Genomic DNA, 13,203 nt, shown 5'->3' with positions numbered 1-13,203 from the left:
TGCCAGCCGGCGCCCTTGAGCTGCTTGAGCAGCAGGCCCGCCTCGGTGTAGTAGCCACCGAAGAACAGCGCCGTGGCACCGGAGTTACGGATCTTCGTCACGACCGCGGAGAAGTTGGTCTGCTTGACCTGGACCTTGTCCTCACCGACCGGCGTGCCGATGACCTTCTTGACCTCGTCGACCAAGCCGGCGCCGTACGCCGACTGGTCGTCGACCACGTACACCTTCTCGGCCTTCAGCACGTTCTTGATGTACCGGCCCGCGGCCGGACCCTGCGAAGTGTCGTTGCCGACGCCGCGGTGGAACACGCTCCAACCCTTGGTGCTCAAGCTGGGTCGGGTGGCCGACGGGGTGATGGTGGGCAGGTTGCCCGACTGGAGGATCGGGTCGGCGACCTCTGACTCGCCGGAGAACGCCGGGCCGATGATCGCGATGACCTTCTGGTCGCCGACCGCCTGTGTCGCCAGGGCCGGGGCCTTGGCCGGGTCACCCTGCGAGTCGTACTCCACGATCTCCGCGGTGCAGCCGGCGTTGTCCCGGTTGTACTGGTCGATGGCGAGCTTGGCGCCGTTGCGAATGTGGATGCCCAGACCGGCCGCGTCGCCGGTGAGCGGGCCGAAGAAGCCGATTTTCATGCCACAGGCGGCGTTGCTACCGCTACCGCCGTCTCCGCCGTCGTCGTCTCCGGCCTGGCACGCGGCGCCACCGAATACGAGCGCGGCGATGGCGATGCCACCGAACGCCCGCGCGAGCTTCTGCCTCAAGGCTCGAACCCTCCTTCGTCGGCTGTCGGCCATCGAAGTCATGGTTGGTGGCCGGGTGCGATGCGTGCAAACCTTTCAAGTGCTGCTGAAACGTGGCACGGGCACGCGATGGGGGTGTGCGGATGATGCGGCTTCGGTTCGGCGTAGAAGATCTCGCTCGGACGGCGTTCGCGCCCCCGGGCCCCTACTGCGAGCTGGCGGTGAGTGCCCAGCTGCTCCAGCAGCCCGCGAGCCCGTTCCGGCGGCTGTGGCTCGCCCGGCGATCACGCCTCGCGCCCGCGGCGCGACAGCTGCTCGACATCGTGCCGGCACACGGCAGCGTCCCAGAGTTCCTCTGTCCGGAGGCGACAAGCTGCCTGGACGAGGCGCTCGACCGCGTGCGATCCACGCCTGCCGCGCGGATCCAGGCGGAGCTTGAAGAGCTGCCGTGGCGGTCTCCACCGTCACCCTGGATCCGTGATCTGGCCCGGGGGCGTGCGGGCGCGCTGGCGGACCTGGGCGTGGCCATGCACGCCTACTACGACAACGTCATGGCACCGCTGTGGCCCGGCATCGAGCGCGCCGCCTCGGCCGAGCTCAGCCACCGGGCGTGGCAGGTCGCGAGCCACGGCATAGCGGCCGCGCTGAACACGCTTCATCCCCGCATCCGGTGGCAGGACGGCGTGCTCGAGATCGACACGCCGATCGACGGCGACGTCGACCTCGCCGGGAGAGGACTTCGCCTGATGCCGTCGATCTGGAGCCGACCAGGCGTGGCTCTCGGCTGGACGCAGCCAACCCTCTGCTATCCGCTCGCGCCCGCACACTGGGGTCTTCCGCGCGACGATCACCACGACGCGCTGGTCGATGTGCTGGGGGCCACCCGCGCAAGGATCCTGCGCGCGCTGCTCGCCGAGCACACCACAAGCGGTCTCGCGCATGCCCTGGACATCAGCGTCGCGTCGGCGTCCATGCACGCCGCTGCCCTCCGCGGCGCGGGCCTGGTGAGCAGCCGCCGTGACGGCCGCGCGGTGCGGCACGTCCTGACCCCACTCGGCCACCGGCTGCTCACGGCCGTCCAGCCGAAGGCTCGCTCAGCCGAGCGTGAACCTTCCCCAGGTGCCGATCGCGGTGCGGCCGGCCAGTAGCGGCTGTGTCCCGGCCCGGAGCCCGGCAAGGGGTGCGTCAAGGTCCAGGGAGCGACACGCTCCGTCATCGAAGTCCCGACTCGATCCTCAGGGTGGAAGCCGCAGGCCACGGTGCCAGAGGCTCCGGTAACCTGGTTGATCGCGGGCCGCTAGCTCAATTGGCAGAGCTGAGGACTTTTAATCCTTAGGTTCGGGGTTCGAGTCCCCGGCGGCCCACCCTCTGACCTGCGGCTATGGTGCACCGTTGCCGTGTCGCTACTTTTCGCGTGCGCCAATCTGTCCTGCTTTGATGAGTGTCCGATGCGGTGGCCTGCGGCTTCCGTCCTGTGGATTGTGTCGTTCTGCGGCGCCCGCGCGGTGTCCCACCGGCGCCCGCCGCCACGCCCGCAGACTTGGTAGTGGTGGTCGTACCGCGTGCTCAGCCCGCTGGCGGGGCGGCTCTTTTCGGCCGCTCGGCCTGCACCCAGGGCCGGGCACGCCGGCCGCGGCGAGCCTGGCCGGGCATCCCGTCCCGGCAGACCCGTACGCTGCTCGCCCAGCTGGCCCACTCCCGTTGATCGAGATTGGTCCTTTGGGACTGTCCATTGTGCAGGGTTCTGCGGAGGGTGCGATCATGGGTGTCTGGTCGATCTGCTGCCGCATCTGCGAACGCGCTCCCAGTGCACTGCGTCGGTATCAACGGGTCGGGGACTGTCCCGGCTGGCGGTTTAGCGTACGAGGATTGTGTCGGCGATCGTCCGTGTGATGAAGGCCTTGTATTCCTCGGCGGATTTGCCGTCGAGGCGTACGAAGCGCACGTAGCTTTCGACGCTGGTGATGACGCAGCAGGCTTCGACGAGGTCGTCGAAGGGCACGTCAGTGCGTAGCCAGCCGCGCTCGGCGACCACCCGTAGGACGTTCTCGACCTGTTTTCTGATTGCGGCGAGCCGCTGCGCAAGGTGGTCGCGCAGCTCGCGGTCGCCGTGGGCGGCGCCGGTGACCGCGGTCCAGACACCGGCCGCCGGCTCGTTGACCGCGAGCATGGTCTGACCCAGGAACGCCGCGAACCCGTCCGGGTCAGCGACCTCGAGCATGGCTTTGCCGACATCGGTGGCGAAGATGTCGGTGTCGCGTCCTTCGACGCCCAATGACGCCACCTCGACCGCGGCCCACATGAGGGCCGCCTTCGGGCCGTTCGTTCGCACCGTCTCGATCGAGACGCCGGCCCGGTTCGCGATCTGCGCGAACGTCGCGGCTTGGTACCCATGCTCGCTGAACACCTCACCGGCGGCCTCGACCACACGCCTCCTGGTCTCGGCCGCCTGCCGCTGCCGAAGCTCGGAACGGTAGCTACGGGTGCGGCCGTCAGCCCCCGTCATATTGACTACCACGGCATGCAGATGAATACTGCTCCATGGGTCCCAATCTATCCCACCGCTCCGGAGCCACCTGGGGTCGCCATGTCGTCAATCTTGATCGCGGCTGTGCCCATCCACGGGCACGTCACGCCGCTGCTCGCGATCGCCCGGCATCTCGCCGAGCGCGGGGACCGGGTGCGGTTCCTCACCGGATCCAGGTTCGCCGAAGCCGTCGAGGCCACCGGCGCGCAGCATCTGGCCTTGCCCGCCGAAGCCGACTTCGACGACCGGCAGGACTGGAACCACACCTTCCCCGAACGGGCCGCCCTGAAGGGTACGAAGGCGATCGCCCACGACATCGAGCACATCTTCGTACGCCCCGGGCTGCCGCAACATGACATCGTGATGGCCTCGCACACCGCCGAGCCGGCCGACGTGCTCCTGACCGAACCGGGATTCGTGGGTGGTGCGTTCCTGCTCGGCCACCCGCTCAGCCTCCGGCCGCCGATCGTGGTGGGCGGCATCTGCCCGTTGACGATCTCCAGCCGCGACACGGCGCCGTTCGGCATGGGGCTGCTCCCGCTGCGCGGCCCACTCGGCAGACTGCGCAACGCGATGCTCGCCGCGGTCGCCGCCAAGACGGTTTTTCCGCCGGCCGAGCGGATCGCCGAGCACACCTTCCACCGGCTGCACGGCCGCTCGATCCCCTTCGCGGTGCTCGACTGGCCGCGGCACACCGAGGCGATTGTGCAGTTCACGGTGCCCGAGTTCGAGTATCCGCGGTCGGACGCCCCGGCCACCCTGCACTTCGTAGGGCCGATCTCGGCCTCCGGCTCGCAGGCGCCGCGTCCTGCGTGGTGGCCGGAGCTCGACGGCTCGCGACCGGTCGTCCACCTCACCCAGGGCACGCTCGCCAACCGCGACTACGGCCAGCTCATCGCGCCCGCCCTCGACGGGCTCGCCGACCAGGACGTGCTGGTCGTCGTCGCGACCGGTGGGCGTCCGGTGGACACGCTGCCGCCGCTGCCCCGCAACGCCCGCGCCGCTGAGTTCTTGCCGTACGACGACCTGCTGCCCAAAACCGACGTCTTCGTCACCAACGGCGGGTACGGCGGCGTGCAGTACGCCCTGCGCCACGGCGTGCCGATCGTCGCGGCCGGCAGCCAGGAAGACAAGCCCGAAGTCATCGCCCGGATCGCCTGGGCCGGCGTCGGACGCCGCCTCAAGACCGAAACCCCAACACCAACCGCGATCCGCCGCGCCGTTCGTGCCGTGCTCGACAACCGCCGGTACCGGGACGCCGCCAGCCGCATCGCCCAACACATGGCCGCCAGCCGCGGCGTGCACCGACTCGCCGAGATCATCGACGAGCTGATCGTCGCCAACCGACAGCGGGAGGACCAACAGCCGAGGAGGTTTTCATGACCATCCACCCCCGCCTCACCGCCGGCGCCTGGATCGCGGCAGGCGCCGGCTGGCTCGCCGCCTCACTGGCCGGAGCCGCCGCCGACGACGGCAGCACCCGCTTCTACATCGCCGAAGCCATCTGGCTACCCACCCAGGCGCTGTTACTGGCCGGCATCATCGGGCTCGCCCAACAACGACCCCACGGAACCCGACGACTCGGAAAAGCCGGGTTCGGCACCGCCGCCGCCGGCAGAGTCGTGTTCATCGCCGCCGAACTGGTCTCCATCACCACCGGCGAGACCGCTGACACCATCCTGCCCATCGGGGCGCTGCTGACCGCCATCGGCATGACCATGGCCGGAGCAGCCGTGATCCGCGAGCACCGCTGGCACGGCTGGCGCCGCTTCACCCCGCTCACCATGGGCCTCTACCCCGTCGTATTCATGTTCCCGCTAGCCGCCACCAACGCACCCGTCGAGCCCTCCATCGCCCTCTGGGCCCTACCCACCATCGCCGTCGGCATCGCCACCCTTTCCAGCCAACCAACAACCAGCTCGACCACGGCCACCCAAGCCCGGCTTGGCGAAACCGTCCGCGGCGGTCGCGGACATTAGGCCGTGTCTCAGTTGGTGGCGGCCTTGCGGAGTCGTCGGTAGGTCAGCAGGGTTGTGGGCCGAGGCTTCGGAAGGCGTCGAATGCTTGGGCGTCAGGTGAAGGCGGCGCCATCTTGTCCGGACACCTGATTTCTCGTTGGATCCTCTGTCGTGTTCTTGGGCAGGAAGTGGAGCACGGCGCCGGTACCGTCGATCTTGTCGACCTCGAGGGTGACCGCGATGACGAGGCGGAGGGTGCCCCTGCCGAGGAAGTAGCCGGTCACGTTGCCAGTTTTGGCGCAGTCGACGTTGAATGCCACCCGGTTTGGGGGAAAGTAGACGACGGCGAACCTTGTGCAGCCGAACTTCGGCGCGAGGGGGATCTCGACCTGGCCACTGATGAGAATCTCGCAGTCCGCGTTCCGGCAGGCACGTACGTCGGTGCCGTTGGCGGCCGTGAGCGGCGTTTGCGTGGACGCCGACGACGTCGGCGCGCTGGCAGTGGCGGACGCCGACGTCGAGCCGGCCTCGCTGGGTGTGGACGCGGGGCCGCTGGTCGAAGTCGTGTCCGGTCCGGCCATCGGCGATGAGCACCCTGCCGCGAACAGAGCGGTGACCACAAATAGCAATAGATATCCGGGCGGAATTCGCATACCCATCGTTCTAGCACGACGGATCCAGAAGTGCCGATTTCGGGCCTGAGGTTGGATCTCGTCTAGAAGATACGCGTGCCCGGCGACGAGCCGAGCTGACCTACCCGCTACCGGTCGCCGCCAGCAAGGCGACCGTGATCCTGACGGCCTGGCGTGGCCCTCAGGCGCGGTAGTTGCGGATGTTGTAGTTGCCGGAGTTCCCGCGGTTGTTGCTCAAGCAGCCGCAGCCGCTGCGGCGGCTAGGGCTGCGGCGAACTCCCGGGGGCGCTCAAGCGGCAGAATGTGCCCGCCGTCGACGTGCTGCACTCGAACGTCAGCGAAGAACTGGTCGAGCCGGTCGGACCAGGCGGACGGGAACAACGGGTCATGATCGGGCCACCGCTTCCCGGCAGACACCCGTGAAGGCGCGGATCCGTTTCAGATAGAAGAACGCCTATATCCGAAGCCGTCACCGATCGGTACGATCCGCGCATGACCCGCTTCGGCGCCACGAAGACGTATGCCCGCGCGACGCGTCGTACCAGGGCGGCCGCCATCATCGTCCTGATCGGACTGTCGATGGTGGCCGCGGCGCCGGACGCCGCCTCGGCCGCGACGGCCGACCGGCTGCCCACGCCCAAGACCCCCAGCGCCGTCGCGCAGAGCCCGACCAGCGTCGCGCTCACCTGGACCGCCGTCGCGGGCCCGGTGGCTGCGTACACGGTAGAGCGGGCGAGCCCCTCCGTCTTCGTGCCGATCCTGACCACGACGGCGCTGTCAGCGACGGTGACAGGTCTCGCGCCGGACAGCGCGCACAATTTCCGGCTGATCGCCCACGCCATACCGGATTCGGGCCGCGCCGACAGCACACCATCCGCCTACACCCATGTGGTCACCCCACCCACGCCGGAATCCGAGCCACCGACCGCGCCGGGATCCCCGACGATGCAACGGTTGGGCATATTCGGCGTGTCCGTGACCTTCCCTCCGGCGACGGACAACGCGCGGGTCGCGTCCTACGTCGGCGAAGTACTCCAAGACGGGGTCTGGACCCGGGTCGCCACCTCGTCCGGCACGCTCATGCACCTCAGCGGACTTACGGCGGCGACGTCGTACATCGTGGCGGTGAGCGCCATCGACTCGAGCGGCAACCGGTCTCCGCGGTCGGAGCCGCTGTTGTTCACCACCGCGCCGTACACCCACCTGCCCCAGTGCTTGATCACCCTGGACCCGGACGGCAACTACTACCAGCTGACCGTTCAGGTGTACAACACCACGGCGGCGGCGCTGGACCGGTGGGCGGTCACCTTCCGGATGCCCGTCGCGCATACGCTCACCTCGCCCCGGCTGGCGCGCGACGCCGCCGACGCCGTCCTGTTCTCGGAACCCGGCAGCAGCCTCCCGTCCGGTACGGAGGCGATGTTCTGGTCCTTCGTCAGCCAGAACGGCGACGCCACGCTACCCGGCGACTTCGCGATCAGTGGGGAGCCCTGCACCGTCCGGCAGGCCTAAGCACAAAGCCGTCGATGCGTACTCGTGGCGGCGTCGGCGCGACGATCACCGTCCCTATGCTGGCCTGATGGACCTGGCACTTCGGATCGGGGCCACATCGGATGAGGTGAAGCAGGCGCTTTCCGGTCCGCTCAGCCTCATCGACCTGGTCTGGGCGCGTTTGGAGGCGCTACCAGATCGTTGGCTTCTCATCGTGGACAACGCCGACGACCCAAGCGTTCTGGTACAGCCCGGTGCGCTGGTGCGCGACGGAAACGGGATCGTGCGTGGTTCCCACCGGGGCACCCTGCTGCTCACCAGTCGCGTGACGGCCCTCAACACCTGGGGAAGCTCGAGCGGATCCCGGAAGATCCGACCTCGCCGAGCTCGGTAGCGAACGTCCATCAACTACGGATAAACGGGGTCTGTCGCCGATCTTGTGACGGCGCCCGACGCCCGCCAAGATCTGCGCCGCACTCTCGGGATTTCTGAAGACGATCCTTCCTCGTCTGTCCAATGTGGTCTCGCGAAGGACACCTTGCTACGCCTGGTCGCCTGCTGCGGCCTCTCCAGCGAAGACCCGGAGGCGCATGGCCGGGACCCTCCCGGATTATGACGACTACACTGTGACCCGTGAATGTCTCAGTGATCGTCGGCCGGGTGTTGCTCGGGATCTGTTCGGTCATCGGCCTCGTCGGTGGAGCGACGCAGGTGGTCAAGGCCGTCATCTATTTCAGCGCCGACCGCTACGTGGCCGAGTTGACCGACTACATGAACCTGCTCTTCGGTGCCCTGGCGGCCTTCGCGATCTTCGTCGTCGGCGCGTTCCGCGCGCCCTTCGTCGTCCGACTCATCGTCGCGATCGTTGGCGCCGTCGCGATGTTCGTCGGCAGTTTCATCGTCGCGATGATCGGTGCGACGGTGGCCCACCGCGGCGGACCGCGCGGCAACCTGGAAGACGGCATCAACGGAGGCATCTGGTTCGTCCTCACCGCTGTCTTCCTCGTGGCGATCGCCACGAGGCGGTGGCCGGTACAACAGAGGATGCGCCGTCACCCATGGCCGACTGACCAATCGCCCGCCGATCGGGTCGGGTCGTGATGGGAGATGCCCTGGTACTGCGTGCCCGCCGAGTCTCACGAACGGCTCGTCGCCGGCCGCCGCTTCGGCATGAAGCGCGACCGCAATCTGGGCCAGGATGCGCCGCAGCAGCGGGGTACGACGAGCGTGTGGCCGGGTCAGATCTTCGACCTGCTCGGCGAACGTCACCGCAGAGCATGCGTCGGACACGCACTTGAACCGGCGTACCAACAACTCGATCACCACAGCGCAGCCACCCGCCGCAGATACCGGCCGTGCACCCGCGTCGAGGGCGTGGAGCACTGTGGACAGTGGCCTCGCCGAGCCCGAGACCGCCCTCGCATCACGACAACGTTGGCCGACCGCTCGACCAGGTCAACAACCACATTGGACAGATGAGGAAAGACCGTCGTCAGAAATCCCGAGAGCACGGCGCAGATCTTGGCGGGCGTCGCCCGCCGTCACAAGATCGGCGACAGACCCGATAAACGTGCACAGGGCTGCGTACGGGGGCTTCACCTGGCTGGCAGCGGTGATGACGTTGTGTGAGGCCGACACCGGTCTCGTACCAGTGACCGGCTAGCGGTCGCTGTCGCTACCGAAGTCGGCGGGTCATCATGAGTGCGAGATCGTCATCCACTTTCACCGGGGCGCCGGGCTGGACGGTGATCCCACGATAAGCCACGCCGCGACCGTCTGGCAGGTAGCCGCGGCGTAGGTACATGAGGTGGGCGGCTGCGTAGTCGGCATTGAGGCCGACGCCGATTCCTGCGGTGTCGCTCCTGGAGACGATGAGGTTCTCGGCTGCGTCCATGAGCGTCGAAGCGATCCGTCTGCGGCGGAACTGTGGAAGCACGTTCAGGTCCACGACCTCGGGGATGCCGGCAGCGCGGAACGGTGTGTAGTCGCTGCTCCATCGCACGGTCAGGTAGCCGGCGAAGCGTCCTTCGAACAATGAGACGAGCACGGCGCGCGTCTTGGCGGTCTGGTCATCGAGGTAACGCCGGTACTGGTCGACAGACTTTCCTGGCCAACCGAGCGCACTGAACGCCTGCGCGATCGGGACGGGATCGGCTGCGGTCAGCGGGCGGATCTCTATCCGAGGCACCATCTCATGGTCGAGGACTTGGAGCACGGGCGCGACCGTATTCGACCTCGACCCTTCGGGGTGAGTTACCGGCGGTGGTCGCCGATGGCGTAAGCGGCTCCAGGTGGCGCCGGTTGTCTGCGGCTGCCGGGCGGGTCGGGTCATGCGACGTTGGCGCCGGCGGTGCTGGCATTGCCGTCGATGGCGGTGAGGCCCAGTACTATCGTGAGTCTATTGATGCTGGAGCTGACATTTCGCCCGCCGGCTCGCTGCCATTCAATTCGTGGGTCTATGCGCTTGACATCCTTCTGCCGGTCGTAGATCTTAAGCAAGCAACCTTCTGGATTCCCCGACATGCGGCCGAATGGGTTCTGTGATGTGGACCGTATTCGGGTGGGCACTCGTCAGCGTTTTGGTAGTGGGATTCGGAAGCGTCCTCGCCGGACATCGGCCAGATAGCCGCAGGTTCCGCCCTTAAATGCACCGCTTGACGCGCAGAGTTTGCGGTCGACTAGCCAGCCGCGTATGGACCGCGCCTTGAGACATAACACGTCGGTGCGGTAGTCGACATGACCAAGAAAGGCGGAGTGTTTCATCGAGCCGTCAACCGCTGATGTCAACTGCATGACCTCAACATCTGCGTCGGGGGATCACAGTGGCGGAGGGTTGCACACCTTCCAGGCACCGTCCTGCTTTTCGACGTAGAGGTTTACCTCCGTGGTCGGGTGGCTGGCGTAGGTGATGTCGGCGGTAACGGCGCGTTCGGTGGGGCCGCGCTGGCGCGTGACGGTGACGGCGGTGATGCGGAAGCCGGTCGGGGTGGTGCGCCGGTCGCGGACGGGTTCCCAGGTCGCTCGTGGCTGTTTGCGTCGGTCGGATTCGCAGAGGAGGTCGTAGGCGGTTTCGTTCTCGCCATGGACGACGGCGGTGAGGTATGCCTGGCCGGCGGCGCGCATGCCGGGCTCGTCTCCTGAGTCTTTGAGGTAGAAGTAGCCGGTGCCGATCGGGACGCCGCAGCAGAGCAGCATGCCTGCGCCGAGGATCGTGATCATGAAGCCACGGGTGGAGTCTGCTGCCTTGCCGGCCATGGCAGCGAGGGTAGAGGCTTCCTGCCACCTTGTACGTGGTGTTCGCTATCTGGCGCCGCGGCCTTGGCGGCGGGATCCGCGGTGCGGCGCGGCAAAGTCACTCATTTGCCGATGAGAGTGCGTAAGCGACGCCTACATCTCAGTCGCAGTCGGGAGCCGCGGTGGCGCTTGCCAACGGGACGGGCGAGGTGCGGTCCCGTTCTCCGCTTCGTCGCGGCGGTGGATCTCGATCAGCTCGTCACGGTATCGGTGATCCGCCGCGGGCAGTTCCTCGCGCACGAGAGCGCCGTTGTCCCACCACTGCGTCAGACCGCGCCCGAGTTCCTGACCGGCGCGTGTGTGCACGCAGTGGGCGTAGTCAGGGACCTCGACCAACGCTTCGCCGAGAGCGACCTTCGTGGCGACCCAGTCGGCGTGCTCGGAACTGGTGCGGTCCTTGGGCGCGGAAGCGAGCAGACGCACGGCATGACACGCCATCATCCAGTCCCCACCCGGGGCGTCATTGAAATTACGGTGGAGCACGTCGATCAGCACCGGCCCGAGGGGCAGACCCATCCCCACGTCTTCAACCGCGATGAGCCGCAGGCGCCGCCACAGGTGCTGAGCGACATCCGGCGAGGTGGTGAACATCTCGTAGGCGGCGAGCACGGCGTTGTCGATGCGGCTGCGCCTGATCTCCTTCTGGAGCACAGCGACGAGATCGTCCACCGGAATGCCGTGGGGCGAAACGATTTGCGAGTAAGGGTCCTCGGTGAAGTGCCCGGGACCATAGAGACGTGGCATGAGTTGCCACTCCTTCCGCAGGACGATACAGACACGTCCGACGCGCGGAAGGGGTCTCTAACCCGCTCAAGGTAGCACGGGCACGAGGCACCCCGACGCGACCGAACTTACGCTCATGCCGCGAGGTGCTCGGTACGAGGCGTGACGACATTCGCCCGCCGGCGGCGTGACCGTGACGATGTGGGTGTGTTGCTACTGTGGTCCGCCGTGCTGAGCATTGATACGCGGTGACATGCCGGTGGGTGCGTCGTCGAGGCCGGCGATCGTGGCGAGATCCTCCTCCGGTACGTCCAAGGCGCGTGCGATCGTCTGGATCAGGACGGGGTGCGGGTCGACAGCGTCAAGATCGACTCAGTTGGCGGTCCAGGGCTGGGCGCTATCCGTCTTGACCATTGCGCGATCGCGCAGTATTCGACCCGCGCGAAAACGCAGCCTCCGGTTCGCGGGCGCTTGACCGCAGCCAATTCCTTGACCAGTCGCGGGGTGATGCGTGGCAATACATACAGGCGGCCCACGACGCACCACGCTCATCCATCCACATATGGAGGCTTCATGGTCTTCCGGAGACGCTCGGCGAATACCGGGCGTGAACTGTCGAAATCGCACACCAGACGGAGTATCCGGCTGATGGCCAACCTTGCTACGGTCTGCGTCACCAGCATGTTGAGAATCCTGTCGCGGCGGCGATCCACCTCGGCCGCGCTCGTCGCGGTCGCCGCGGGGGTGGCGACGCTGGTCGCGCCCACACCTGCGCACGCGGGTCTGTACGGTCCCGACATCGCGTGCCCGACTGACCCGGGCATCGTCTGGAAGGTCCGGGCCGCGAGCCGGAACGTCTTGGTCTGGGAAGGCGTGAACTACACGATCAATTCCGCCTCGCCGACGTTCGCGGTCAGCGACGGGCGGGTTGTCGACAACACGCTGACCTCGCCGATCGACGCTACCTTCACCTCGTCAGTGTCGAACACGTTCACGGTGACCGTGACGCTCGGAACGTCGGCGCAGCTCACCGAGAAGCTCCAGTCGACGGTGAGTGTCCAGATCGTACAGTCCCGGACGACCCAGATCGGGATCAACGCGACGGTCACCGTTCCGCCGCAGAGCCGCGTCGTCGGCAGGTACGGCGTCGAGGTGTTCAACGTCGCCTACACGGGCCAGCTGGTTTGGCAGAGTTACAACGCCCAGCGGCCGGGCGGCTTCGGCGGCCACTGCTGGGAGCGGAGCAACGTGGCCGGATCCACGGTGGCGCCCACCGTACTTGAAGGCTGGCGGTTCAGCACCAGCTGACTGGGAAACGTACCAGGGTCCGGACGAGCCCGGACCCTGGTACCGTCCCATGACGATGACCAGTACAGACGTCGCGCGCACCACCGCGTAGGACACGTCGAGCGTGTTGTGCTCGGCCGGGTCGAGGGTGAACGTGTGATCCGGTTGGTGCCGGGGTATCGGAGAGCGCGAGGCACCGCGGGCGAGATCGCGAAGACCGGCTGGGTCGCCCAAATACTCCGGCCGATCCATTGCGGATTTCGACATGAGTGTTTCTCCCTCGACATGAGCTATGACATCCGAACGAGCGTCGTAGGGCGACACCGAGATCGCGTTCTAAGCCACGAAGGCAATGCGCCGACGCGTTTGACCGGACGTGACAGCCCATCCTCATCTGCCGCGATCCGCTCGTCACCGAGGGTGACAACCCGGCGGGACGCGTTGCCGATGTTCTTGGGCTGGGTTAGGCCGCCGAGCGGTTCGGGGTCGGACTGCGTTGTGCCGGGGCGTCGATTCCACAGAGGATGGTGTGGTGCGGTGGAGTCGGT

Annotated in this window: 13 protein-coding genes and 1 tRNA gene; 8 read left to right on the top strand and 6 right to left on the bottom strand. The window is 67.2% G+C overall.

Going from position 1 to position 13,203, the window contains the following annotated elements:
* Positions 1–764, bottom strand: a 764-nt coding sequence (locus tag AC5L36_RS36985) for a branched-chain amino acid ABC transporter substrate-binding protein (RefSeq protein WP_441223460.1), incomplete at its 3' end; no start/stop codon positions are given.
* A gap of 122 nt (positions 765–886) precedes the next feature.
* Between AC5L36_RS36985 and AC5L36_RS36980 the strand changes: the two genes are divergently transcribed.
* Entirely contained in the window at positions 887–1,891 is a 1,005-nt protein-coding gene (locus tag AC5L36_RS36980; RefSeq protein ID WP_441223459.1) for an ArsR/SmtB family transcription factor, read from the top strand.
* Positions 1,892–2,034: 143 nt separating this feature from the next.
* A tRNA-Lys gene (locus AC5L36_RS36975) sits at positions 2,035–2,107 on the top strand.
* 491 nt (positions 2,108–2,598) lie between these two features.
* Here AC5L36_RS36975 and AC5L36_RS36970 read toward each other — a convergent pair.
* A complete protein-coding gene (locus tag AC5L36_RS36970; protein ID WP_441223458.1) occupies positions 2,599–3,171 on the bottom strand; it encodes a TetR/AcrR family transcriptional regulator in 573 nt (190 codons plus the stop codon).
* A 159-nt stretch (positions 3,172–3,330) separates the two neighbouring features.
* On the opposite strand from AC5L36_RS36970, the gene AC5L36_RS36965 reads away from it, so the two are divergent.
* Positions 3,331–4,653 carry a glycosyltransferase gene (locus tag AC5L36_RS36965; protein ID WP_441223457.1) on the top strand — a complete coding sequence of 441 codons (1,323 nt, stop codon included), beginning with the start codon at positions 3,331–3,333 and terminating at the stop codon, positions 4,651–4,653.
* The gene (locus AC5L36_RS36960; protein ID WP_441223456.1) at positions 4,650–5,249 is read left to right on the top strand and encodes a hypothetical protein; all 600 of its coding nucleotides are present in this window, start codon (positions 4,650–4,652) and stop codon (positions 5,247–5,249) included. The genes AC5L36_RS36965 and AC5L36_RS36960 overlap by 4 nt, the downstream gene beginning before the upstream one ends.
* Positions 5,250–5,341: 92 nt before the next feature.
* Here AC5L36_RS36960 and AC5L36_RS36955 read toward each other — a convergent pair whose 3' ends face one another.
* The gene (locus tag AC5L36_RS36955) at positions 5,342–5,809 is read right to left on the bottom strand and encodes a hypothetical protein (RefSeq protein ID WP_441223455.1); all 468 of its coding nucleotides are present in this window, start codon (positions 5,807–5,809) and stop codon (positions 5,342–5,344) included.
* A gap of 543 nt (positions 5,810–6,352) precedes the next feature.
* On the opposite strand from AC5L36_RS36955, the gene AC5L36_RS36950 reads away from it, so the two are divergent.
* The 3 genes from AC5L36_RS36950 (at position 6,353) to AC5L36_RS36940 (ending at position 8,452) form a co-directional block, all read left to right on the top strand.
* Positions 6,353–7,372 carry a fibronectin type III domain-containing protein gene (locus AC5L36_RS36950; protein ID WP_441223454.1) on the top strand — a complete coding sequence of 340 codons (1,020 nt, stop codon included), beginning with the start codon at positions 6,353–6,355 and terminating at the stop codon, positions 7,370–7,372.
* 67 nt (positions 7,373–7,439) lie between these two features.
* Complete coding sequence (locus AC5L36_RS36945) at positions 7,440–7,745, top strand: hypothetical protein (protein ID WP_441223453.1); 306 nt, start codon at positions 7,440–7,442, stop codon at positions 7,743–7,745.
* A 266-nt stretch (positions 7,746–8,011) separates the two neighbouring features.
* Positions 8,012–8,452: a hypothetical protein gene (locus AC5L36_RS36940; protein WP_441223452.1), complete on the top strand. Its 441-nt coding sequence runs from the start codon at positions 8,012–8,014 to the stop codon at positions 8,450–8,452.
* A gap of 574 nt (positions 8,453–9,026) precedes the next feature.
* On the opposite strand, the gene AC5L36_RS36935 is transcribed toward AC5L36_RS36940, so the two are convergent.
* The 3 genes from AC5L36_RS36935 to AC5L36_RS36925 form a co-directional block, all read right to left on the bottom strand.
* Positions 9,027–9,566, bottom strand: coding sequence for a GNAT family N-acetyltransferase (locus AC5L36_RS36935; protein WP_441223451.1), 540 nt, complete (start codon positions 9,564–9,566; stop codon positions 9,027–9,029).
* A 602-nt stretch (positions 9,567–10,168) separates the two neighbouring features.
* A complete protein-coding gene (locus AC5L36_RS36930) occupies positions 10,169–10,606 on the bottom strand; it encodes an Rv0361 family membrane protein (protein WP_441223450.1) in 438 nt (145 codons plus the stop codon).
* 132 nt (positions 10,607–10,738) lie between these two features.
* Positions 10,739–11,389, bottom strand: coding sequence for a hypothetical protein (locus AC5L36_RS36925; protein WP_441223449.1), 651 nt, complete (start codon positions 11,387–11,389; stop codon positions 10,739–10,741).
* A 552-nt stretch (positions 11,390–11,941) separates the two neighbouring features.
* Between AC5L36_RS36925 and AC5L36_RS36920 the strand changes: the two genes are divergently transcribed.
* Complete coding sequence (locus AC5L36_RS36920) at positions 11,942–12,676, top strand: hypothetical protein (protein ID WP_441223448.1); 735 nt, start codon at positions 11,942–11,944, stop codon at positions 12,674–12,676.
* Positions 12,677–13,203: the final 527 nt, after the last annotated feature.

The sequence above is a fragment of the Phytohabitans sp. LZ39 genome (assembly GCF_059359075.1).
This window is presented reverse-complemented; position numbering and strand designations above follow the sequence as displayed.

Excerpts from the sequence above, each read along its gene's own strand:
- AC5L36_RS36980 (WP_441223459.1), top strand. The coding sequence starts at position 887 with ATGATGCGGCTTCGGTTCGGCGTAGAAGATCTCGCTCGGACGGCGTTC.
- AC5L36_RS36965 (WP_441223457.1), top strand. The coding sequence starts at position 3,331 with ATGTCGTCAATCTTGATCGCGGCTGTGCCCATCCACGGGCACGTCACG.
- AC5L36_RS36960 (WP_441223456.1), top strand. The coding sequence starts at position 4,650 with ATGACCATCCACCCCCGCCTCACCGCCGGCGCCTGGATCGCGGCAGGC.
- AC5L36_RS36955 (WP_441223455.1), bottom strand. The coding sequence starts at position 5,809 with ATGGCCGGACCGGACACGACTTCGACCAGCGGCCCCGCGTCCACACCC.
- AC5L36_RS36950 (WP_441223454.1), top strand. The coding sequence starts at position 6,353 with ATGACCCGCTTCGGCGCCACGAAGACGTATGCCCGCGCGACGCGTCGT.
- AC5L36_RS36945 (WP_441223453.1), top strand. The coding sequence starts at position 7,440 with ATGGACCTGGCACTTCGGATCGGGGCCACATCGGATGAGGTGAAGCAG.
- AC5L36_RS36930 (WP_441223450.1), bottom strand. The coding sequence starts at position 10,606 with ATGGCCGGCAAGGCAGCAGACTCCACCCGTGGCTTCATGATCACGATC.
- AC5L36_RS36925 (WP_441223449.1), bottom strand. The coding sequence starts at position 11,389 with ATGCCACGTCTCTATGGTCCCGGGCACTTCACCGAGGACCCTTACTCG.
- AC5L36_RS36920 (WP_441223448.1), top strand. The coding sequence starts at position 11,942 with ATGGTCTTCCGGAGACGCTCGGCGAATACCGGGCGTGAACTGTCGAAA.